Genomic DNA, 18936 nt, shown 5'->3' on the forward strand with positions numbered 1-18936 from the left:
GACTGCACAATTGTGGCGACTGACAACCTGACCCACCTGGCTGCGTTCGCGGCCGTGGCCCGCCACCGCAGCTTCCGCCGCGCGGGGGCGGAGCTGGCGCTGTCGACCTCGGCGGTGAGCTATGCCATCCGCGCACTGGAAGAGCGCCTGGGGGTGGGCCTGTTTCACCGTACCACCCGCAGCGTGGCCCTGACCGAGGCCGGGCAGCGCCTGCTCGACCGCCTGCAGCCGGCGCTGGGCCAGGTGCACGACGCGCTGGAGGAGATGAACCACTTCCGCGCGGCGCCGGCTGGGCTGCTGCGGATCAATGCCACCCGCGCGGCGGTGCACACCCAGCTGGGGCCGCGCCTGGCGCGCTTCCTGCGCGCGCACCCGGATGTGCGGCTGGAGGTGGCACAGGACGACGGGCTGGTGGATATCGTGGCCGAAGGCTATGACGCCGGGGTGAGGCTGCATGAGTTCGTGCCGGAAGACATGGTGGCGGTGCCGCTGGGTCCGTCGTTGCGTGGACTGATCGTGGCGTCGCCGGCCTACCTCCAGGTCCGCGCGGTGCCCCGGCATCCGCGCGAACTGGCCCAGCACGAGTGCGTGCGTTTCCGGTTCGCCAGCGGGCATCTGTACAAGTGGCAGTTCGAGCGCGATGGCCAGACCCTGGACATCGATGTGCCGGGCCGGCTCACCCTGGGCGACCAGCACACCATCCTGCAGGCAGTGCTGGACGGCTTGGGTCTGGCCTATGTACTGGAGGACGCGGCACGTCCGTACCTGGACGACGGCCGGCTGGTGGCGGTGCTGGAGGACTGGAGCGAACCGTTCGTCGGCTGGGTGCTCTATTACCCGCGCCAGCGCCAGATGTCCTCGGCGCTGCGCGCCTTCGTGGATATGCTGCGCGAGACGACCGATCCGGTGTCGGACTGATGGCGCGCGTCAGCCGCTGATCTCGTCGTAGCCGCGACCCAGGAACTGCAGCAGGCAGAAGCCGTGGCCGAACGGATCGGCGAGCAGGGCGATCCGGCCCCATGCGTGCGTTGCCGGTGCCTGTTCCACGCGTGCGCCGGCGGCGACCGCGCGCACCAGGGCGACGTCCAGATCGTCCACCACCCAGTCCAGGTGCAACGGCGTCCAGTGCCGCCGGTAGTCGCGGCGGTCGCGCACCTGCGGCGTGGCGGTGCTGCCTGCTGGCTTGGCCAGCAGGTAGATCGGTGCCGGCCCGCCCAACAGCTCCACCCCATCGTTCCCGAAGCGGCGCCCAACACGCAGCTCGAACGCACGCGTATGAAACGCCACCGCAGCATCCAGATTGTCCACATCGATATTGACCAGAAAATCCATGCCAGACCCTCAAGCAGCAGGTAGAGCCAAACTCTGCCTGGCTGCCGCGTAAAGCACCATCGTAGAGCCAGGCCCTGCCTGGCTGCCACGTAAAGCAGCATCGTAGAGCCAGGCCCTGCCTGGCTGCTACGCAGCCCCAACCGTAAGTACATTTACTGGCGCCCCCCCAGCCAAAATCACCTTTCCAACCGCCCCCCGTGGTGCAACCATGGTTTCCAGACTGGCGGACCCGCAACATCCAGTTTGAGCTCGGCCATCCCGGAGCCCCGGACATGTCGCTCTCCCTGCCGTTCCGCAACATCCTCATCGCCCTCTGCCTGCCGACCCTGGCGCTGGTGTTCGCTCCCCAAGCCCACGCCGTGGAACCGCTGGACACCTTCAGCGTCCACGTCAGCGGCTATGTGACCTCGTTCGATACCGAGATCCGCGCCGATGGCGAAGGCCGGCGCGGTACCGACATCGACCTGCACCGCGACCTTGGCCTGGGCGACGACAATCTCGTGGCTACCGTCGGCCTCACCTGGCGGCCGTGGGAAAAGCATGAGTTCGCCGCCTCGTACTACACGCAGAGTGCGGATGCGACGCGCCGGATCGACCGCGACATCGAGTTCGACGGACGTCTTTACGAAGCCTCCAGTACGGTACGCACGGACGTGGACATCGATGCCTACGAGGCCTCCTATACCTGGTGGGCGGCGTCCAATACCCAATGGGCATTGGGTCCGCGCGTTGGCCTGGTCTGGTACCGGATGGAGCTGGGCATCAAGCTGGATGTGGACGTGGGCGGCAACCAGGGCGGAGGTTCTGCCAGCAGCAGGGTCTCGGCGGACGTACCGGCGCCGATGATCGGCGCCGGCTGGCGCTGGACGCCGTCGGACGACTGGCGCCTGTCGGCGGATGTGGGCTATTTCACCGTCAGCCTCGACGACATCGACGGCGACATCTACTTCGGTCGTGCAGGTGTGGAGTGGTTCCCGTGGGAGCGGACCGGCTTCACCCTCGACTACACCTACACCCGGATCGAAGCAGACGCCGACAGGGACAGCTTCAGCGGCAATGTTGACTTCAAGGATGCCGGCCTGCGCCTGGGGTTGGTGTACCGGTTCTGACGCACGGATACCGCGCGGCGCGCCCCTATGTTGCAGTGCGCACAAACCCAGGGCTTGAATCGATCTAAACTGGTCCTTCGATGAACTGGCACGGGAGGGCAGGGCATGGGGGTTCGCAGCACGATGATGGTGGCCGCCGCACTGGCGGCAGCAGTTTCGTTTGGCGCGGTGGCCGCGCCGATGTCGGGCAATCCGATCCTGCCCGGCTGGTACGCCGACCCCGAAGCGGCGGTGTTCGGCAAGACCTATTGGATTTTCCCGACCAGCTCGCGCCCGTATGCCGAGCAGACCGCGTTCGATGCCTTCTCGTCGCCCGACCTGGTGCAGTGGACCCGGCATCCCGGTGTGCTGAAGATCGAAGCGGTCTCCTGGGCCAGGGAAGCGCTGTGGGCGCCGTCGGTGGTCGAGAAGGACGGCAGGTACTATTTCTTCTTTTCCGCCAACGACATCAAGAACGACAGCGAGCTGGGTGGCATCGGCGTGGCCGTGGCCGACCGGCCCGAGGGCCCGTACCGCGACCTGCTTGGCAAGCCGCTGATCGGCTCGTTCCACAACGGCGCCCAGCCCATCGACCAGTTCGTGTTCAAGGACGACGATGGTGCCTGGTACATGCTTTATGGCGGCTGGAAGCACGCCAACATCGTGCGGCTCAAGGACGATTTCACCGGCATCGAGCCGCTGCCCGATGGCACGCTGTACAAGGAAATCACCCCCGCACCGGAGTATGTCGAAGGCTCGCTGATGTTCAAGCGCGGCGGCCGCTACTACTACATGTGGTCCGAAGGCGGCTGGGGCGAGCCGGACTACTCGGTGGCGTACGCCATCGCCGATGCGCCGACCGGTCCATTCAAGCGGATCGGGCGGATCCTGCAGCAGGACCCGGCCATCGCCACCAGCGCCGGCCACCATTCGCTCATTCACGCCCCGGACGATGACAGCTGGTACATCGTCTACCACCGGCGCCCGCTGGGCCTGACCGACCGCAACCAGCGTGCCACCGCCATCGACCGCATGGTGTTCGATGCGCAGGGGCACATCCTGCCCGTGAAGATGACCCACGACGGGGTGCCGGCGCATCCATTGCCCTGACGCGGGGGCGTGCCACCCGGCCGCCCCTGGGATGTGCCATGCTGCTCCCCACCAACAGAGAGCATGCCGCCATGGCCAAGGGTCTGGACAAGCAGAAAGAGCAGAAGAAGAAGCCTGCCAAAACTGCGAAGGAAAAGAAGGCGGAAAAGAACGAGAAGAAGAACACGCGCGGTTTCGCACCGACCTGAACCCTTCCGTTCGCACCACCGGTGCCACAGCGTGGCGGCCCTGCCCGCAGGCAAGGTCGCCACGCTGACTCACCTGCACCTGCACCTGCACCTGCACCTGCACCTGCACTGTGCACCGGGCTTTCGTCGTCCATGTATACTATCCCCCAGTATAGTTTCATGGTCGCGGTGCCGTGCCTCATTCCCCTGAAGAAAAGAAGAAGGTCCTGGCCCGGGTGCGGCGCATCCGCGGCCAGTGCGATGCGCTGGACCGCGCGCTGGAATCCGGTGCCGATTGCGGCCCGGTGCTGCAGCAGATCGCGGCGATCCGCGGCGCGGTCAACGGGTTGATGTCCGAAGTGATGGAAGCCCACCTGCGCGAAGAATTCGGCCAACCGGCGCAGTCCGACGCGCAGCGTGCCGAACGCGTGCGCGACATGAGCGCGCTTATCCGTTCCTACCTGAAGTAAGCGCGCGTCCTGCCGCGCGCTGTCCTGCCTTGTCATCTGTCCTGGAGACCTCCCCATGAAATCCCGTGCTGCCGTTGCCTTCGCCGCTGGCGAACCGCTCAAAATCGTCGAGATCGACGTTGCCCCGCCGCAGAAGGGCGAAGTGCTGGTGCGCATCACCCACACCGGGGTTTGTCATACCGATGCCTTTACGCTCTCCGGCGATGATCCGGAAGGCCTGTTCCCCGCCGTGCTGGGCCATGAAGGCGCCGGCATCGTGGTGGAAGTGGGTGAGGGCGTGACCAGCGTGAAGCCGGGCGACCACGTCATTCCGCTGTACACCGCCGAGTGTGGCCAGTGCCTGTTCTGTACCTCGGGCAAGACCAACCTGTGCGTGGCCGTGCGCGCCACCCAGGGCAAGGGCGTGATGCCAGATGGCACCACCCGCTTCTCCTACAACGGCCAGCCGATCTACCACTACATGGGCTGCTCGACCTTCAGCGAGTACACCGTGGTGGCTGAAGTCTCCCTGGCCAAAATCAACCCGGACGCCAACCCGGAGCACGTGTGCCTGCTGGGCTGTGGCGTGACCACCGGCATCGGCGCGGTGCACAACACTGCCAAGGTGCAGGAAGGCGATTCGGTGGCCGTGTTCGGGCTGGGCGGCATCGGCCTGGCGGTAATCCAGGGCGCGCGCCAGGCCAAGGCCGGCCGCATCTTCGCCATCGACACCAACCCCTCCAAGTTCGAGTTGGCCAGGCAGTTCGGTGCCACCGACTGCGTCAACCCGAAGGACTTCGACAAGCCGATCCAGCAGGTCATCGTTGAAATGACCACCTGGGGCGTGGACCACACCTTCGAGTGCATCGGCAACGTCAACGTGATGCGCGCGGCGCTGGAATGCGCGCACCGTGGCTGGGGCCAGTCGGTGATCATCGGCGTGGCCGGCTCGGGTCAGGAAATCTCCACCCGTCCGTTCCAGCTGGTCACCGGCCGCTCGTGGAAGGGCACCGCCTTCGGCGGCGTGAAGGGCCGCAGTCAGTTGCCGGGCATGGTCGAAGATGCGATGAAGGGCGACATCGAGCTGGCGCCGTTCGTCACCCACACCATGGAACTGGAAAAGATCAACGAAGCCTTCGAGCTGATGCATGAAGGCAAGTCGATCCGCTCGGTCGTCCACTACTGATCACGGCGGGTATGCCCATGGAACGCATCGAACACCGCGCCGCCTTCGGCGGTTGGCAGGACGTCTACCAGCACCGCTCTACCGTGCTGGACTGCGAAATGAAGGTGGCGGTGTACCTGCCGCCGCAGGCGGCCACGCAGAATTTGCCGGTGCTGTATTGGCTGAGCGGGCTGACCTGCACCGAGCAGAACTTCATCACCAAGGCCGGCGCGCAGCGCTATGCCGCCGAGCATGGGGTGATTCTGGTCGCGCCGGATACCAGCCCGCGTGGCGACGATGTCGCCGATGCGGAGGGCTACGATCTGGGCAAAGGCGCCGGGTTCTACCTCAATGCCACCGAGCAGCCGTGGGTGGCGCATTACCGGATGTACGATTACATCGTCGATGAGCTGCCGGCGCTGGTCGAGGCGCACCTGCCGGCCAGTGGCGCGCGCAGCATCAGCGGGCATTCGATGGGCGGCCACGGTGCGCTGGTGATTGCGTTGCGCAATCCGGGGCGCTACCGCAGCGTGTCGGCGTTCTCGCCGATCGTGGCCCCGACCCGGGTGCCGTGGGGGCAGAAGGCTTTCAGCGCCTATCTGGGTGAAGACCGCGCCGGCTGGGCGCAGTGGGACGCCAGCGAACTGGTGGCAACGGCGGCGGAAAGGCTGCCGCTGCTGGTCGACCAGGGGGCGGGCGATGAGTTCCTGGACAGCCAGCTGCAGCCGCAGTGGCTGCAGGCCGCGTGCACGGCGGCAGGGCATCCGCTGCAGCTGCGCCTGCAGCCGGGGTATGACCACAGCTATTACTTCATCAGCAGCTTCATCGGTGAGCACATCGCGTACCACGCGAAAGCGTTGCACGCCTGATCTGCGCTGGACATCGCACAGCCACGCAGGGCGTGGCTCTACGGACGTGGGACGATAATGCGTAGAGCCACGCCCTGCGTGGCTGTGCCCATCAGGCGTCTTCTTCTTCCGCCGCCTCGCGGCCCTGCTGGCGGATCAGCGCTTCTTCGCGGGCATCGTTGATGGCGTGGCGCACGCTGTCCAGGTCGATGGTCGATTCGTCATGGACGAACTGCCCGGTCAGCGGGCTGTCCGGCAGCAGTTCGCCGGCTTCGAACAGCGCCCACATCTCTTCGCCGTACCAGGTGTCCAGCAGTTCGGGCGCCGAGCGGCCCAGGTAAGCGGTGAGGTTGTTGACGTCACGCAGCAGCATGCTGCGCGCGGCGTTGTTGCCGCCGGCGCTGACCACCTGGGGGAAGTCGATCACCACCGGGCCGTCCGGTCCGACCAGCACGTTGTAGGGCGACAGATCGCCGTGGATCAGGCCACAGCACAGCATCAGCACCACCTGGCGCACCAGCACCTGGTGGAACTCACGGGCCTGGTCGGCATCCAGCTCGATCTCGCCCAGGCGCGCAGCAGAGAAGCCTTCTGCGTCGGTCACCAGTTCCATGACCAGCACGCCGTGGAAGTAGCCATGCGGTTCAGGCACGCGCACGCCGGCGTCGCGCAGCTGGTACAGCGCGTCGACCTCGGTGTTCTTCCAGGCGGTTTCCTGCTGCTTGCGCCCGTACTTGCTGGCCTTGCCCACGGCGCGTGCCTCGCGGCTGCCACGCACCTTGCGGCCTTCCTGGTACTGCACGCGCTGCTGGAAGCTGCGTTGGGCCATGTCCTTGTAGACCTTGGCGCAGCGCACGTCGTCGCCGCTGCGCACGACATATACGGCCGCTTCCTTGCCGCTCTTGAGCGGGCGCAGCACTTCATCGATCACGCCGTCTTCAATCAGCGCCTGCAGGCTTTCGGGGGTCTTCACGTAATCTCGGTCAGAGGGGAGGCGGCGCCAATGCGCCAGCCGACAAGGGAGGGCCGGCGATTCTCGCACCTTCGCGGCGGCCGGGCCAATTTCGAACCCCATTCCGGTTCAGCCAGGCCGGTCGGGCGGGGCCCAGCAGGCGTTTGGGAGCCCATCCTGCCAAGGCGGCCGACGGGCAGCCGGCTCTAGAAACGCACGTCGCGCAGTTCCCAATGGTGGCCGGCGAGCAGGCGCATGCGTTGCTTGAATACGTCGCTGTCGATGGTGGTGGTGACGACCAGGTTGATGCGAAGGTCTCTCTGTTCACCGGTGACGGTGGCGTTCGGATCGGTGACGCCCCACTGCGGTTCGACCGCTTCGGGATCCTGCTGCTTGGCGCGCCAGCGGTCGAACAGCCTGGTGGTCTGCAGGGCCTCCTGCAGCTCCTCGGCCAAACCGGCTGCACCGCTGGAGTGGAAGGAAAGCTCGCGATCGCTGCCGTGTGCCTCTCCCGGGTCGGGCAGGCTGATGAAATACTGGGACATGGTGGTCTCCGTTGAATGCGCCAAGGCTGGCAGATGTGCGGTGCAACCGGTGTGCAGAAACCGGCCGCTGCCCGGACCGTCATGGCGACGGTCCGGTCTGTTGGCTCAGGCGGTAAAGGTGTGCGGCTCGTCGGCAAAACCAATCGTCACCGCGCCCTTGCCGACGTTGACCATGCCGGTCAGGCTCATCACCGATTCGTACACGTCCACCCCGTGCGCCCGGCAGGTCTCGCGCAGGCTGGCAAAGCCCGGCAGTGCCTGCAGGTCGGCCAGTTCGCCGCCGTAGCTCACGCACACGGTCGGGGTCATCAGCCCGCCCCGCACCCGCTGGCCGACGAAATCGAACAGCTTCTGTACCGCGTTGTCGAAGCCCTTGATCTTGGCCACCGGGCCGGTGGCGCCCCGGTAACCGTGCAGCACCGGCTTGATGTCCAGCGCGCTGCCCAGCGCGGCGCTGATCAGGCCCACGCTGCGGTCGCCCTTATGCCGGGCGCGGGCGCGCATGTAGTACAGGTCGCGGGTAACCATGTAGCCGTGCACGTTCAGCGCCAGCTGCTCCAGCCGCTCGCGGATCTGCTGCACGCCGGCACCGCTGTCGCGCAGGCGCACCGCCTCCACTGCGGTCACGCCCTGCGCGGCGAACAGGTTTTGGGTATCCAGCACGCGCAGCGCGAACGGCGAGTTGTAGCCTGCCGCCTGGCGCACCGGCTTGTAGTCGTTGAGGATCGCGAAGCTGGCCTGCATCGCGTTGTCGTGGATCGGGCTGCGGGTCTTGGTGATCGTCATGCAGAACACATGGTCGTAATCGATCACCAGCTTGCCCAGGAACAGATCGCGGATCTGCACCACGCTGAAGGGAATGGTTTCGGCCTCGGCGCCGTGTTCGGCAACGTGGGCATGCAGGAAACTCAGGGTGGCCTGTTCGTCGCGGTGGTCGGCCAGCACGGCCTCGCCAATCCGGACGGTAATGGGCAACAGCACGATGTTGTGCTGCTGGATGAAGTCCTGCGGTAGATCACAGGCAGAGTCGACCACGATTCCGATGCGCATCCTGTTTGCCCCCTCCAGGCAGGGTGTCCGTTCGAAAGTGTGAAAGCTATCTCAAAACACGTCCGGTTGCCTGACCGCGCCGGTCAGCTTGGCCGGCTGCGCTCCACCGCCACCGGCAGGGTGTCGATCCGCTGCCATTCCGGCTGCTGCAGCATGGCCGGGTCGGCCAGCACCGCTGCCATCAGGGCGTGGCTTTCGTTGCCCCAGAACAACTCGCCGTCGATGGCCAGGGTGGGCACCCCGAACACCCCCGCGGCGATGGCCGCCTCGGTGTTCTGGCGCAGCTGCTCCTTCACCGCCGGCGCCGATACCGCCGCCGCGACGTCACCTACATCCAGCATCGCGCCGGGCAGTGCCAGCGCCTGCGGGGAGTCGGCGGCATGGCCGTCGCGCCAGATCCAGTTGAACAGGATGTCCACCGACGCCGGTGTGGCGCCCGCCGCCAGGCACAGCCGCAGTGCCGCCAGTGGGTTGAACGGATGGCCCGGCGGGAAGCGCAGCGGGGTGCCCTGCTGCTGCGCCTGCCACAGCACCTGGCGGTAGGTGAAGCGGCGCTTGGCCGGGATTTCGGCCGGGCCGAGGTTGCCAAGGTGGTGCAGTACCGCGCCCAGTGCGATCGGCACCGGGGTGATCCGTTCGAACTGCGGCAGGGTGGTGAGCTGCTGCCAGTGCAGGTAGGCGAAGGGCGAAACGAAGTCGAAGTACCAGCGCAGGGTCATGGCGTTCCTTGGCGGCTTCAGCCAGGCAGGGCCTGGCTCTACGGGGCTTGACCGGGGTGGGGCCGGCGTCAGGGGGGACCTTACCGCGAATACGCCCTGGGTTCGCTGCCGGCTGGCGCCGCATAGCGGTCGCGCAGCTCGGTCTGGCGTGAACGCATCGGCATCGCGCGGCCGCCCAGCCAGACCTGCTCGGCGTAATGGCCCACGTCCAGCGGGTCGCCTTCCCACAGCACCAGGTCGGCCAGCTTGCCCGGCTCGATGCTGCCCAGCCTGTCGCCCACGCCCAGCACCTGCGCCGGTACCCGGGTCAGACCGGCCAGGCCGTCCTGCCAGGGCAGGCCGTTGGCCACGGCATTGCCGGCCAGCTGGCGCATCTTGCGCGCGTTGTGCGAGGCATCGTCGCGCTGGGCGAAGCTGACCTGCACGCCGGCGGCATGCAGCCGCGCGGCGTTTTCCAACGTCGCGCCGAGCTGGTCGAAGCTGGCCGGCAGGTTGCCCAGCGCATCCACGAACACCGGTACGTTCGCCTGGGCCAGCTGTGGCGCCACCCGCCACGCTTCGGCGCCGCCGGCAATGGCGATGCTCACCTTCTCGCGCGCAGCCCAGCGCAGCAGCTGGCGGATGTCCGCCGCGCGGTCCACCTCCACCACCAGCCGTCCCTGGCCGGCCAGGTAGCGCGCCAGCGTGGCGCGGCCGGCGGGGGTGAGCAGGGCATGCGGCGAATCGACCGGCACCCGGTTGCGGGCTTCGCTCACCATCTGCTCCAGCAGCATCCATTGTGCCGCGCGCGAGCTGCCGGTGAGCTCGGCCCCGGACGAGCCGAGCCGGATGAACAGCGCCCGCGGCCCGATCGGGTCGGCGCTGCCGTCCAGCCGCATCACCCCGCCCTGGCCGGCAATGAAGCTGCCGTCGGTGTTGGCGCCCAGCGCGGTGAAGCCGATGCCGTCCAGGCGTGCGACCGGAATCAGTACCGAGGCCGGGTTGTAGGCCAGGGTGACGTCGAATTCCGGCCGCATCGGTTGGTCTTCCAGCTTCAGCGAACTGTCCACCGTGGCGGACTCGCCGGAGACTTCGTCGATGCCGATATCGGTGATGCCGCCAAAGAACGCCGGGGTCAGCGGGCGTCCATTGGCTTCCACCACCGTGGCGCCGGCCGGGGCCGCCAGACCGGCGCCAACGGCGCGGATGACGCCCCCCTGGACCAGCACATCGCCGTGCTCCAGGCTGCCGCGCGCACTGGCGGTGTGTACCGTGGCATTGCGGATCAGCAGATCCTGCGCCCAGCCGGCCGGTGCGGCGCCGAACAGGGCCAGCACCAGCAGGCCGCGCCGCAGGACCCGCGCGCGGTGCGTGTTTGGTTGAGCGTTACGAACGGTCACGGGCGTGCCTCCTGGCCGAGCATGAAGTCCGACAGCGGCTGGCGGCGCACATCCTGGCGGTCATAGACCTGGTGGCCGTCGATGTAGACCTTCTCGGCCAGCGCATAGGAACTGAAGGGGCTGCCGTTCCACACCACCACATCGCCCATCTTGCCCACCTCCAGGCTGCCGGTCTGCTTCTCCACGCCCAGCGAGCGGGCGGCGTTGGAGGTCAGCCAGCCGATGGCGCGCTCGGGCGCGATCTGCATGCCGGCGCGGCGCGCGTTGGCGATCACCTTGGCCGCTTCCTGGTTGAGCCGCTGGATGCCTTCGGGCGAATCCGAATGCACGATCGCGCAGCTGTTGGCCGGGCGGTCGACCAGCGCGATGTTTTCCTGGATGCCGTCGAAGGCTTCCATCTTGAAGCCCCACCAGTCGGCCCACAGTGCCCCGCACACGCCTTCGGCGGCCAGTCGGTCGGCCAGCTTGTAGGCTTCCACGCCATGGTGGAACGCGGCGATCTTGAAGCCGAACTCCTTGGACAGGTCCAGCATGGTGGCCATTTCATCGGCGCGGTAGCAGTGGATGTGCACGCGGATGTCGCCATCGATGGCACCGGCCAGCGTATCCAGCTTCAGGTCGCGCTTGCCGCCGGTATCGCCGGCGCTGTCGCCCTTGTCGCTGCCGCCGAACCAGCGCTTCTTCTTGACCTTCTTCGGCGAGTTCTTGGCCAGGTATTCGCTGGCATCGATGAAGGCGGCGCGGTAGCCGGCCACGTTGCCCATGCGCGTGCCCGGCGCCACGCCCTTGCCGCCGCCGTACACGCGCTTGGGGTTCTCGCCGCAGGCCATCTTCAGGCCCCACGGCGCACCGGGGAATTTCATCGCCTGGTAGGTGGTGGCCGGCACGTTCTTCAGCGTCACCCCGCGCCCGCCGACCAGGTTGGCCGAGCCGGGCAGGACCTGCATCGAGGTCACCCCGCCGGCCAGCGCCGCGGCAAAGCCCGGGTCCTGCGGCCATACCGAATGCTCGGCCCACACATTGGCGGTGACCGGTGCGGTCATTTCATTGCCATCGCTGTGCGCGCTCACCCCGGGGCTGGGATACACGCCCAGGTGCGAGTGCACGTCGATGATGCCGGGGGTGACCCACTTGCCGGTGCCATCGACCTGCACCGCATTGGCGGGCGCGTCCAGCGCGGTGCCAAGTGCGGCAATGCGGCCGTCGCGCAGCAGCAGGTCGGTCTGTTCCAGGCGGCTGCCGGTGCCGGTGAGCACGGTAGCGTTGCGGATCAGTACCGGGGCCGAGGCGATCGGCGCATAGGTACTCGGGTACGGATCCTGCGTGAAGCGCGATGCGGCCGACGCAGAGGGCGCAGCCAAGGTAAACAGCGCCAGGCCCAGCCCGGCGGTCAATCGTGTACGCATGTCGTCCCCGATACGGCGTGAAAGATCCCCCGCGACGCTAGCCGCTGGCCAGCGCGTTGCCAAGTGGCCAAATGCATGCCGCACCATTGTTGGCTTGCTTATTCGTTGCAGCGCAGGACAATTGCCGGTAGCGCCGACCGTTGGCCGGCTGCCGCAGGCAACAGGAAGAAGGACCGGACCGCACCATGAAGAACAAACAGGAAATCGTCGAAAACTGGCTGCCGCGCTATACCGGCGTGGCGCTGGACCAGTTCGGCCCGCACGTGCTGCTGACCAACTTCGGCGGCTATCTGCACATGTTTTCCCATCTCACTGGCGCACCCGTGCAGGGCCTGGACCGGCCGATGGCCAGCGTCACCAGCGATGGCATCACCCTGATCAACTTCGGCATGGGCAGCCCCAACGCGGCCATCGTGATGGACCTGCTGTCGGCGGTGATGCCCAAGGCGGTGCTGTTCCTGGGCAAGTGCGGCGGACTCAAGCGCAAGAACCAGTTGGGCGACCTGATCCTTCCCATTGCGGCGATCCGCGGCGAGGGCACCTCCAGCGATTACCTGCCGCCGGAAGTGCCGGCGTTGCCGGCGTTCGCGCTGCAGCGCGCGGTCTCCACCATGATCCGCGACCTGGGTCACGATTACTGGACCGGTACCGTCTACACAACCAACCGGCGGGTCTGGGAGCACGACGAGGCGTTCAAGGAAAAGCTGCGGCTGATGCGCTGCATGGCCATCGACATGGAAACGGCCACCCTGTTCGCGGCCGGCTTCGCCAACCACATTCCCATTGGCGCGCTGCTGCTGGTATCCGACCAGCCGATGATCCCCGACGGGGTCAAAACCGAAGCCTCCGATGCCAAGGTCAGCTCCCAGTTCGTCGAAAACCATATCCAGATTGGTATCGAGGCGCTTAAGCTAATACGGCGCAACGGCAAGTCGGTCCGCCACCTGCGCTTTGACGAGTGATGGCATTGGCTTGGGTGGGCGCCCGGAAGGCGCGCCGCCCGCAGGGGTAATGAATGGACGTGGCGGCACAAGTAGTGGAATTCTGGCGCGACGCGGGACCGCAGCAGTGGTTCGCGCGCGATGACGCGTTCGATGCGCGTTTCCGCGAGGTGTTCCTGGACGAACACTACGCCGCCGCGCGGCGCGCGCGCGAGCATTGGCTGGAATCGGCCGACGGCGCGCTGGCGCTGATGATCCTGCTCGACCAGTTCCCGCGCAACTGCTTCCGCGACACCGCCCATTCCTACGCGACCGACGGCCTGGCCCGCCACTACGCCATGCGCGCGGTGGAAGAGGGCCTGGACCTGAAACTGGTGCCCAAGCTGCGCGCCTTCATCTACCTGCCGTTCGAGCATTCCGAAGACCCGCAGGACCAGGAGCGCTCGGTGGCGATGTTCGACGCACTGGGCGACAAGGAATACCTGCAGTACGCCGAACTGCACCGCGACATCATCCGCCGCTTCGGCCGCTTCCCGCACCGCAATGCGGTGCTGGGGCGGATGCCTACGCCCGAAGAGCTGGATTATCTCGCCGAGGGCGGGTTTGCGGGCTGATGCAGTGATGGGCGGTGCGCAGCGACGCAGGGCGTCGCTCTACGGGGCGGGGGCTGGTGAGGGGGCCAAACGACTGCCGTGACCGCCCCCACGCCCGGCAACGCCGGAGAATGATCAAAAAAACGCCGGCAATGCCGGCGTTCTTTCATCATGCGCGATTCAACCCGCGATCAATACTTCGGCACGCTGTTGTCCACCGCATCCGACCAGGCATCGATGCCGCCGGTAATGTTGAACACCTTGCTGAAACCCAGCGCACGGAACTGCTCGGCCGCCTGCGCGCTGCGGCCACCGTGGTGGCACAGGAACGCCAGCGGGGTGTCCTTGGGCAGGGCTTCCAGGCGGGCACGATTGTCGCCGTCGAAGGTTTCGAACGGCGCTTCGATCGCGGCAATGGCGCGCTCGTCGGCCGGGCGCACGTCCACCACGGTCAGGGTGCCGGCACGGCGCTGGTCGTCGGCGTCGCGAACAGCCAGTTCCTGCACGGCCTTCGGCGCGTTCGGGTTGTCGATGGCCAGACCCTTGCCGCGGATGTCATCCACCCAATCGATGGTGATGCCGTCGGCGCGGCGCGCGCTGGCCAGGTCGAACTGCACGCGCAGGCCGTTGGATTCAGCGGCGATGGCGTTGTCATCGTGCGGGGCCAGCTGGAAGTTCGGCTGGAAGCTGGCATCGATGCTCAGCTGCAGCGACGCCCCCGGTGCATCGGCCAACGCGCCACGCAGCATTTCCACCGCCGCGGGGGTCACCGTGATGCCCGGCGGCGTGCGGTCCGGCGCGGACAGCCCCAGCACGCTGCTCAGCTCACCGCTGCTGGCCATCTGCAGGATGATGTCGCTGCCGCCCACCAGCTCGCGGTCGATGTACAGCTGCGGGATGGTCGGCCACTCGCCGTAGGCCTTGATGCCTTCGCGGATTTCAGCGTCGGCCAGCACATTGACGTGGGCGAACTCCACGCCCAGGTCCTGCAGCGCGCCCACGGCCTTGGCCGAGAACCCGCACTGCGGCATGGTCGGCTGGCCCTTCATGAACAGCACGACGCGGTTGGCGGTAAGAATGGATTCGATGCGCGAACGCAGGGCGGGATCAAGGGACATGGTGGTCGGGTCCGGAGTTTCGAACCGTACATTCTACGCGGCATGGCATCATGGGGCATGACCGTACCGGAAACGTTGCATCGCATTCCCCGCCGCCCGTGGCGCTGGCTGCCCTGGCTGCTGCTGTCCCAGCTGGCCGTGGTACTGGCCTGGTGGGGCTGGGGCTGGGCCATCGGGCTGCCGCTGATGGTGGCCTCCCACGCACTGTTCATGGTGCCGGTATTCCTGCCCAACAGCCGCTTCTACGCGCCGGTGCTGAGCCACCTGCCGGAACCGGCTGAACAGGTCTGGCTGACCATCGACGACGGCCCCTCGGCCGAGACCCCGGCGGTGCTGGACCTGCTGGACCGCTACCAGGCCAAGGCCACCTTCTTCATGGTCGGCGAGCGCGCCGCCGCGCGGCCGGAGCTGGTCCGGCAGGTGCTGGCCCGTGGCCACGACCTGGGCAACCACAGCCACCGCCACCCGCAGACCCGCTTCTGGCGGCTCGGCCCGGCCACCATGGCCGAGGAGATCGCGCAGTGCCAGCAGGCCCTGACCGACATCGCCGGCAGCCCACCGCGCTGGTACCGGTCGGTGGTGGGCATGACCAACCCGTTCGTCGCCCCGGCGTTGAAGCAGTGGGGCCTGACCCGGGTCGGCTGGAGCGCACGCGGGTTCGACGGCGTGGACTGCCAGCCGCAGCAGGTCATCGGCCGCGTCGTCGCAGACCTGCGCCCCGGCGCGATCATCCTGCTGCACGAAGGCGCCGCCCACGGCCACAACCTGGCCATCATCGAGGGGGTGTTGCAGGCAATCCAGGCGCGCGGCCTCCGTGCGGCGCTGCCGACGTCGTGATATCCCGTGGGCCGGCCAACGGCCGGCGCTACCGAGGGTTCCCGGCGCCCTTGGTTGATTGATCCCGATCCTGATGGGCCCGTAACAATTCGTAGCCCCGGCCGTTGGCCGGACGCCGCGCACAGCGCGGCCCAGGCATCCGAAATCGATCAACACCACGCCGCGATCACGTTTCCGGCGTTTAACCCCACCGAAGCCATCCGTCAGGCATTCATGACCCATCCACGCTCGGGTGCGCGTCTTGCCACTGCTGGTGCACCCAGCTCCCCAGCGACGCCTGCGCCCACAACAACGTGATCGCCAACCCCAGCGCCAGCACCCCGGTCACCCGGCGCCGCTGGTGCTGCAGCGCGCTGCCGATGCCCAGCAACAGGCCAACCACCGTCACCCCCAGCCCCACGAACAGCATCACCAGTACCGCCACCGGCACCTCGTGCATGCCCGCATGGCGCGGCAGGTGCGCCACATGCGCAGTAACGGCAAACACCACCAGCGCCACCAGGCTCACCACCAGCGCCGCGATGCCCAAAGCGGAATGCCGCGGGCGCGGATCGTTCACGTGCCGTCCCCACGTACCGCTGTCACCAGCCAGTTGTTGAACGGCGTATTGCCATAAAGCGGCACCATCTCCAACTGCAGCCCCGCCGCTTCCAACGGCGCCCGCACACTGGCCGCATCGGGGTAGTGGCGCGGGCGCGTGCCCATCCAGCCCACCAGATGCGCCAGCATGTCGGTAATGCGGGTAGTACGGTCGCGGCCGCTGTTGTCGGCCAGCGTGGTGCGGATCACCAGCCGCCCACCGGGCGCGACCCGCGCGGCCGCATCGTGCAGCAGTACCGGTTGGGCTTCGGCCGGCAGGTACTGCAGCACGTCCAGCAGCGCCACGCTGCCAAGGTGGTCGGGCAGGTCGGCGCTGGCATCCACACACGCAAAACGCGCGTCAGCAAGCGCTGCACGCGCCCCCGCGCGCTGCGCACGGGCAATCTTGTCCGCATCGATATCCACGCCGAAATAGGCTTGCGTACGCTGGTTCTGCCGTAACACATGGGCCAGCAGCCCCAGCCCGCAGCCGATATCCAGCAGCGGCTGCGAACATGGCGCCAACGCGCGCAGTACGCCCGGATACAGCGGGTCGCTGCCGAGCTTGCCCCGGCTGTAGTAGTAATCGCGGCGGTTGCCCAAGCGCCGTGCCGGCATGAAGGCATCGGCGATGCGGCGAGCCTGCTCCCTGGCCAGTGGTAACGCGTCCGTGCTCAGCGTGCTGCCTCGTCATCAAGGTGGGCGCGAACGACCGGAAAGGCCCGGCGCGTCCATTCGGTATACATCGCAGCCGACGGATGCAGGCCGTCCTCGACCAGCATCGCCGGCTCGGCACCGCGCTCGCGACTGATTGCGGTGATGTCCACGAACGCTACCGCGTATTCGGCGCAGATCGCCTGCGCGGCCGCGTTGTAAGCATCCAGCTCGTGCGCGATCTGCGCGGGGTCGCGGTTGTTGTCGCGCGCGAACGGGGTCACGCCCCAGTCGGGAATCGACAGCACCAGAACGCACCGCCGCTGCTGGCCGGCAAAGCCGAGCGCGCGCTGCAGCAATGCGGTGAAGCGTGGGCGGTACTGGTCCACGCTGCGCCCGCGGTACTGGTCGTTGACCCCGATCAGCAGGCTCACCAGCCCGAATGGCCCCTGCGGCGCTGCGGAGTCAATGCCCGTGTCCAACTCGTCGGTAGTCCAGCCGGTAGTGGCGATGATCTGCGGCTCGGCCACCACGTGGCCGGCTTCCTGCAACGCCGTGGCCAACTGCACCGGCCAACGCCCGGCCGGGGCCACGCCTTCACCGATGGTGTAGGAATCGCCCAGCGCCAGGTAGGACAGCGCCACCTCAGGCCACCGCGCTGCGCGGTTTGAGCGGAACCACCTTGGTGTTGGCTTCGGCGCGGCGCGCCAGCGCCCGGTCGATGCGCGCGAACACATCGCGCATCACCTCCGCTTCCGGCAGCAGCGTCACGCGGAAATGGTGGCGGTAGGGCACGTTGAAGCTCGAACCCGGCACCACCAGCACGCCTTCCTCGTTCATCAGTTCCAGCGCGAAATCATGGTCGTCGAAGCTGCGCGCGGCCGCGCCCACTACCGCCGGGAACGCGTACAGCGCACCTGCGGGGGCAACCAGCGACAGATGCTCGCTGGCGTTGCACGCCTCGATCACCGCGCGGCGGGTTTCGTACAGGCGGCCGCCGGGGGCGCACAGCGCCGACACCGTATCCGGGCCATTCACCGCCGCATCGATCGCATACTGCCCTGGCACGTTCGCGCACAGGCGCAGCGCACTGAGCAGATCCATCGCCGCGCGGAATTCGCCCAGCCGTTCGGCGGCGCCGGACAGCATCGCCCAGCCCACGCGCCAACCACAGGCGCGGTGCACCTTGCTCAGGCCGCTGAAGGTGATGCACGGGTGCTCGCCGGCCAGTGGGGCCACCGGCTGGAACTGCGCGCCGTCGTACAGAATCTGGTCGTAGATCTCATCGACCATCAGCAGCAGGTTGTGCTTGGCCGCAATCGCCACGATGCGCTCCAGCAGCTCGCGCGAATAGCTGGCGCCGCTGGGGTTGTTCGGGTTGATCAGCACGATCGCGCGGGTGCGCGAGGACACCAGCGTTTCGATTTCGACCGGGTCCGGCTGGAAACCATTCTCCGGCGCGCAGCGGTAATACACCGGGCGGCCGTCGTTGAGGATGGTTGCCGCCGACCACAGCGGGTAGTCGGGCGAGGGCACCAGCACTTCGTCGCCCGGGTTGAGCAGGGCGCGCAGGGACAGATCGATCAGCTCGCTCACCCCATTGCCGATGAACACCCGGTCCGGGTGCGCATCGGGCGCGCCACGGCGTGCGTATACGGCGGCAATCGCCTCGCGCGCCTCGGGCAGGCCCTGCTGGTGGGTATACGGATCGGTGCGGCCCATGTCGTCGGCAATGGCGCGCTGCAGGTGCTCCGGCGCGCGGAACCCGAAGTTGCCCGGGTTGCCGATGTTCAGCTTGATCAGCTTGCGCCCCTGCGCCTCCAGCTCACGCGCTCGCCGCGCCAGTTCGCCCCGGATCTCGTAGCGGACTTCGGACAGGCGCTCACGGGTGGCAAGCGGCTTCAGCGGGGGCGTGGACATGACGGGGCCGTGGGTCGGGCATGGAAATCGCATACTAGCGGAAATGCTGCGATGCAGGGCAAGGGCTGCGGGGCAAATTCCCAG

Annotated in this window: 22 protein-coding genes; 10 read left to right on the plus strand and 12 right to left on the minus strand. The window is 67.4% G+C overall.

The features are described from left to right. The first annotated feature begins 12 nt into the window (after positions 1 to 12). Entirely contained in the window at positions 13 to 918 is a 906-nt protein-coding gene (locus tag WIX41_RS12230) for a LysR family transcriptional regulator (protein WP_339447901.1), read from the plus strand. Positions 919 to 927: 9 nt separating this feature from the next. On the opposite strand, the gene WIX41_RS12235 is transcribed toward WIX41_RS12230, so the two are convergent. Further along, positions 928 to 1332, minus strand: a complete 405-nt coding sequence (locus WIX41_RS12235; protein WP_339447903.1) for a VOC family protein — start codon at positions 1330 to 1332, stop codon at positions 928 to 930. 272 nt (positions 1333 to 1604) lie between these two features. Here WIX41_RS12235 and WIX41_RS12240 point away from each other — a divergent pair, with 272 nt between their 5' ends. The 6 genes from WIX41_RS12240 to fghA all read left to right on the plus strand — a co-directional run bounded on the left by WIX41_RS12240 (position 1605) and on the right by fghA (position 6180). Then, positions 1605 to 2441 carry an outer membrane beta-barrel protein gene (locus WIX41_RS12240; protein WP_339447905.1) on the plus strand — a complete coding sequence of 279 codons (837 nt, stop codon included), beginning with the start codon at positions 1605 to 1607 and terminating at the stop codon, positions 2439 to 2441. A 105-nt stretch (positions 2442 to 2546) separates the two neighbouring features. Continuing rightward, complete coding sequence (locus WIX41_RS12245; RefSeq protein ID WP_339447907.1) at positions 2547 to 3530, plus strand: glycoside hydrolase family 43 protein; 984 nt, start codon at positions 2547 to 2549, stop codon at positions 3528 to 3530. Positions 3531 to 3568: 38 nt separating this feature from the next. Further along, positions 3569 to 3718, plus strand: coding sequence for a hypothetical protein (locus WIX41_RS12250; protein WP_339447909.1), 150 nt, complete (start codon positions 3569 to 3571; stop codon positions 3716 to 3718). Positions 3719 to 3891: 173 nt separating this feature from the next. Further along, on the plus strand, positions 3892 to 4167 hold the full coding sequence (frmR, locus tag WIX41_RS12255) for a formaldehyde-responsive transcriptional repressor FrmR (RefSeq protein WP_339447911.1): 276 nt from the start codon (positions 3892 to 3894) through the stop codon (positions 4165 to 4167). A gap of 55 nt (positions 4168 to 4222) precedes the next feature. After that, on the plus strand, positions 4223 to 5332 hold the full coding sequence (locus WIX41_RS12260) for an S-(hydroxymethyl)glutathione dehydrogenase/class III alcohol dehydrogenase (RefSeq protein ID WP_339447913.1): 1110 nt from the start codon (positions 4223 to 4225) through the stop codon (positions 5330 to 5332). A gap of 17 nt (positions 5333 to 5349) precedes the next feature. After that, on the plus strand, positions 5350 to 6180 hold the full coding sequence (fghA, locus tag WIX41_RS12265; RefSeq protein WP_339447915.1) for an S-formylglutathione hydrolase: 831 nt from the start codon (positions 5350 to 5352) through the stop codon (positions 6178 to 6180). A gap of 91 nt (positions 6181 to 6271) precedes the next feature. Here the strand turns inward: fghA and WIX41_RS12270 are convergent, their stop codons facing one another. From WIX41_RS12270 to WIX41_RS12295, 6 genes are all read right to left on the minus strand, one after another. Further along, the gene (locus WIX41_RS12270; RefSeq protein ID WP_339447917.1) at positions 6272 to 7132 is read right to left on the minus strand and encodes a PA4780 family RIO1-like protein kinase; all 861 of its coding nucleotides are present in this window, start codon (positions 7130 to 7132) and stop codon (positions 6272 to 6274) included. Between the two features lie 185 nt (positions 7133 to 7317). Beyond that, the gene (locus WIX41_RS12275) at positions 7318 to 7656 is read right to left on the minus strand and encodes a hypothetical protein (RefSeq protein ID WP_339447919.1); all 339 of its coding nucleotides are present in this window, start codon (positions 7654 to 7656) and stop codon (positions 7318 to 7320) included. 105 nt (positions 7657 to 7761) lie between these two features. Further along, positions 7762 to 8706, minus strand: coding sequence for a DegV family protein (locus WIX41_RS12280; protein WP_339447921.1), 945 nt, complete (start codon positions 8704 to 8706; stop codon positions 7762 to 7764). Between the two features lie 83 nt (positions 8707 to 8789). Then, positions 8790 to 9425, minus strand: coding sequence for a 2-hydroxychromene-2-carboxylate isomerase (locus WIX41_RS12285; protein WP_339447923.1), 636 nt, complete (start codon positions 9423 to 9425; stop codon positions 8790 to 8792). Positions 9426 to 9505: 80 nt separating this feature from the next. Then, positions 9506 to 10759, minus strand: a complete 1254-nt coding sequence (locus WIX41_RS12290; RefSeq protein WP_409187494.1) for an amidohydrolase family protein — start codon at positions 10757 to 10759, stop codon at positions 9506 to 9508. Positions 10760 to 10800: 41 nt separating this feature from the next. Beyond that, positions 10801 to 12210 (minus strand): amidohydrolase, encoded by a 1410-nt coding sequence (locus WIX41_RS12295; protein ID WP_339447927.1) that lies wholly within the window; start codon positions 12208 to 12210, stop codon positions 10801 to 10803. A 185-nt stretch (positions 12211 to 12395) separates the two neighbouring features. Between WIX41_RS12295 and WIX41_RS12300 the strand changes: the two genes are divergently transcribed. Next, positions 12396 to 13172: an AMP nucleosidase gene (locus tag WIX41_RS12300; protein WP_339447929.1), complete on the plus strand. Its 777-nt coding sequence runs from the start codon at positions 12396 to 12398 to the stop codon at positions 13170 to 13172. A gap of 53 nt (positions 13173 to 13225) precedes the next feature. Beyond that, a complete protein-coding gene (locus tag WIX41_RS12305) occupies positions 13226 to 13765 on the plus strand; it encodes a DUF924 family protein (RefSeq protein ID WP_339447931.1) in 540 nt (179 codons plus the stop codon). Positions 13766 to 13935: 170 nt separating this feature from the next. Here the strand turns inward: WIX41_RS12305 and grxD are convergent, their stop codons facing one another. Then, positions 13936 to 14862 (minus strand): Grx4 family monothiol glutaredoxin, encoded by a 927-nt coding sequence (gene grxD / locus WIX41_RS12310; RefSeq protein ID WP_339447933.1) that lies wholly within the window; start codon positions 14860 to 14862, stop codon positions 13936 to 13938. Between the two features lie 57 nt (positions 14863 to 14919). Between grxD and WIX41_RS12315 the strand changes: the two genes are divergently transcribed. Next, positions 14920 to 15699 (plus strand): polysaccharide deacetylase family protein, encoded by a 780-nt coding sequence (locus tag WIX41_RS12315; RefSeq protein WP_339447935.1) that lies wholly within the window; start codon positions 14920 to 14922, stop codon positions 15697 to 15699. Between the two features lie 211 nt (positions 15700 to 15910). Here the strand turns inward: WIX41_RS12315 and WIX41_RS12320 are convergent, their stop codons facing one another. From WIX41_RS12320 to WIX41_RS12335, 4 genes are read right to left on the minus strand one after another with little or no spacing between them, the layout of a single operon-like run. Beyond that, positions 15911 to 16258: a hypothetical protein gene (locus WIX41_RS12320; protein WP_339447937.1), complete on the minus strand. Its 348-nt coding sequence runs from the start codon at positions 16256 to 16258 to the stop codon at positions 15911 to 15913. After that, positions 16255 to 16935 (minus strand): methyltransferase domain-containing protein, encoded by a 681-nt coding sequence (locus WIX41_RS12325; RefSeq protein ID WP_409187495.1) that lies wholly within the window; start codon positions 16933 to 16935, stop codon positions 16255 to 16257. The genes WIX41_RS12320 and WIX41_RS12325 overlap by 4 nt, the downstream gene beginning before the upstream one ends. A gap of 17 nt (positions 16936 to 16952) precedes the next feature. After that, on the minus strand, positions 16953 to 17576 hold the full coding sequence (locus tag WIX41_RS12330) for an SGNH/GDSL hydrolase family protein (RefSeq protein ID WP_339447941.1): 624 nt from the start codon (positions 17574 to 17576) through the stop codon (positions 16953 to 16955). A gap of 1 nt (position 17577) precedes the next feature. After that, complete coding sequence (locus WIX41_RS12335) at positions 17578 to 18852, minus strand: pyridoxal phosphate-dependent aminotransferase (protein WP_339447943.1); 1275 nt, start codon at positions 18850 to 18852, stop codon at positions 17578 to 17580. Positions 18853 to 18936 lie beyond the last annotated feature (84 nt).

Origin of the sequence: Stenotrophomonas sp. AB1(2024) (assembly GCF_037482345.1) — a bacterium.
Lineage (GTDB): Bacteria > Pseudomonadota > Gammaproteobacteria > Xanthomonadales > Xanthomonadaceae > Stenotrophomonas.

What these genes read in the sequence shown, in the direction of transcription:
- WIX41_RS12240 (WP_339447905.1), top strand. Translation starts at nt 1,605, where the DNA reads ATGTCGCTCTCCCTGCCGTTCCGCAACATCCTCATCGCCCTCTGCCTG.
- WIX41_RS12295 (WP_339447927.1), bottom strand. Translation starts at nt 12,210, where the DNA reads ATGCGTACACGATTGACCGCCGGGCTGGGCCTGGCGCTGTTTACCTTG.
- WIX41_RS12315 (WP_339447935.1), top strand. Translation starts at nt 14,920, where the DNA reads ATGACCGTACCGGAAACGTTGCATCGCATTCCCCGCCGCCCGTGGCGC.
- WIX41_RS12250 (WP_339447909.1), top strand. Translation starts at nt 3,569, where the DNA reads ATGCTGCTCCCCACCAACAGAGAGCATGCCGCCATGGCCAAGGGTCTG.
- WIX41_RS12280 (WP_339447921.1), bottom strand. Translation starts at nt 8,706, where the DNA reads ATGCGCATCGGAATCGTGGTCGACTCTGCCTGTGATCTACCGCAGGAC.
- WIX41_RS12335 (WP_339447943.1), bottom strand. Translation starts at nt 18,852, where the DNA reads ATGTCCACGCCCCCGCTGAAGCCGCTTGCCACCCGTGAGCGCCTGTCC.
- WIX41_RS12260 (WP_339447913.1), top strand. Translation starts at nt 4,223, where the DNA reads ATGAAATCCCGTGCTGCCGTTGCCTTCGCCGCTGGCGAACCGCTCAAA.
- fghA (WP_339447915.1), top strand. Translation starts at nt 5,350, where the DNA reads ATGGAACGCATCGAACACCGCGCCGCCTTCGGCGGTTGGCAGGACGTC.
- WIX41_RS12285 (WP_339447923.1), bottom strand. Translation starts at nt 9,425, where the DNA reads ATGACCCTGCGCTGGTACTTCGACTTCGTTTCGCCCTTCGCCTACCTG.
- WIX41_RS12245 (WP_339447907.1), top strand. Translation starts at nt 2,547, where the DNA reads ATGGGGGTTCGCAGCACGATGATGGTGGCCGCCGCACTGGCGGCAGCA.
- WIX41_RS12300 (WP_339447929.1), top strand. Translation starts at nt 12,396, where the DNA reads ATGAAGAACAAACAGGAAATCGTCGAAAACTGGCTGCCGCGCTATACC.
- WIX41_RS12235 (WP_339447903.1), bottom strand. Translation starts at nt 1,332, where the DNA reads ATGGATTTTCTGGTCAATATCGATGTGGACAATCTGGATGCTGCGGTG.
- WIX41_RS12275 (WP_339447919.1), bottom strand. Translation starts at nt 7,656, where the DNA reads ATGTCCCAGTATTTCATCAGCCTGCCCGACCCGGGAGAGGCACACGGC.
- grxD (WP_339447933.1), bottom strand. Translation starts at nt 14,862, where the DNA reads ATGTCCCTTGATCCCGCCCTGCGTTCGCGCATCGAATCCATTCTTACC.
- WIX41_RS12305 (WP_339447931.1), top strand. Translation starts at nt 13,226, where the DNA reads ATGGACGTGGCGGCACAAGTAGTGGAATTCTGGCGCGACGCGGGACCG.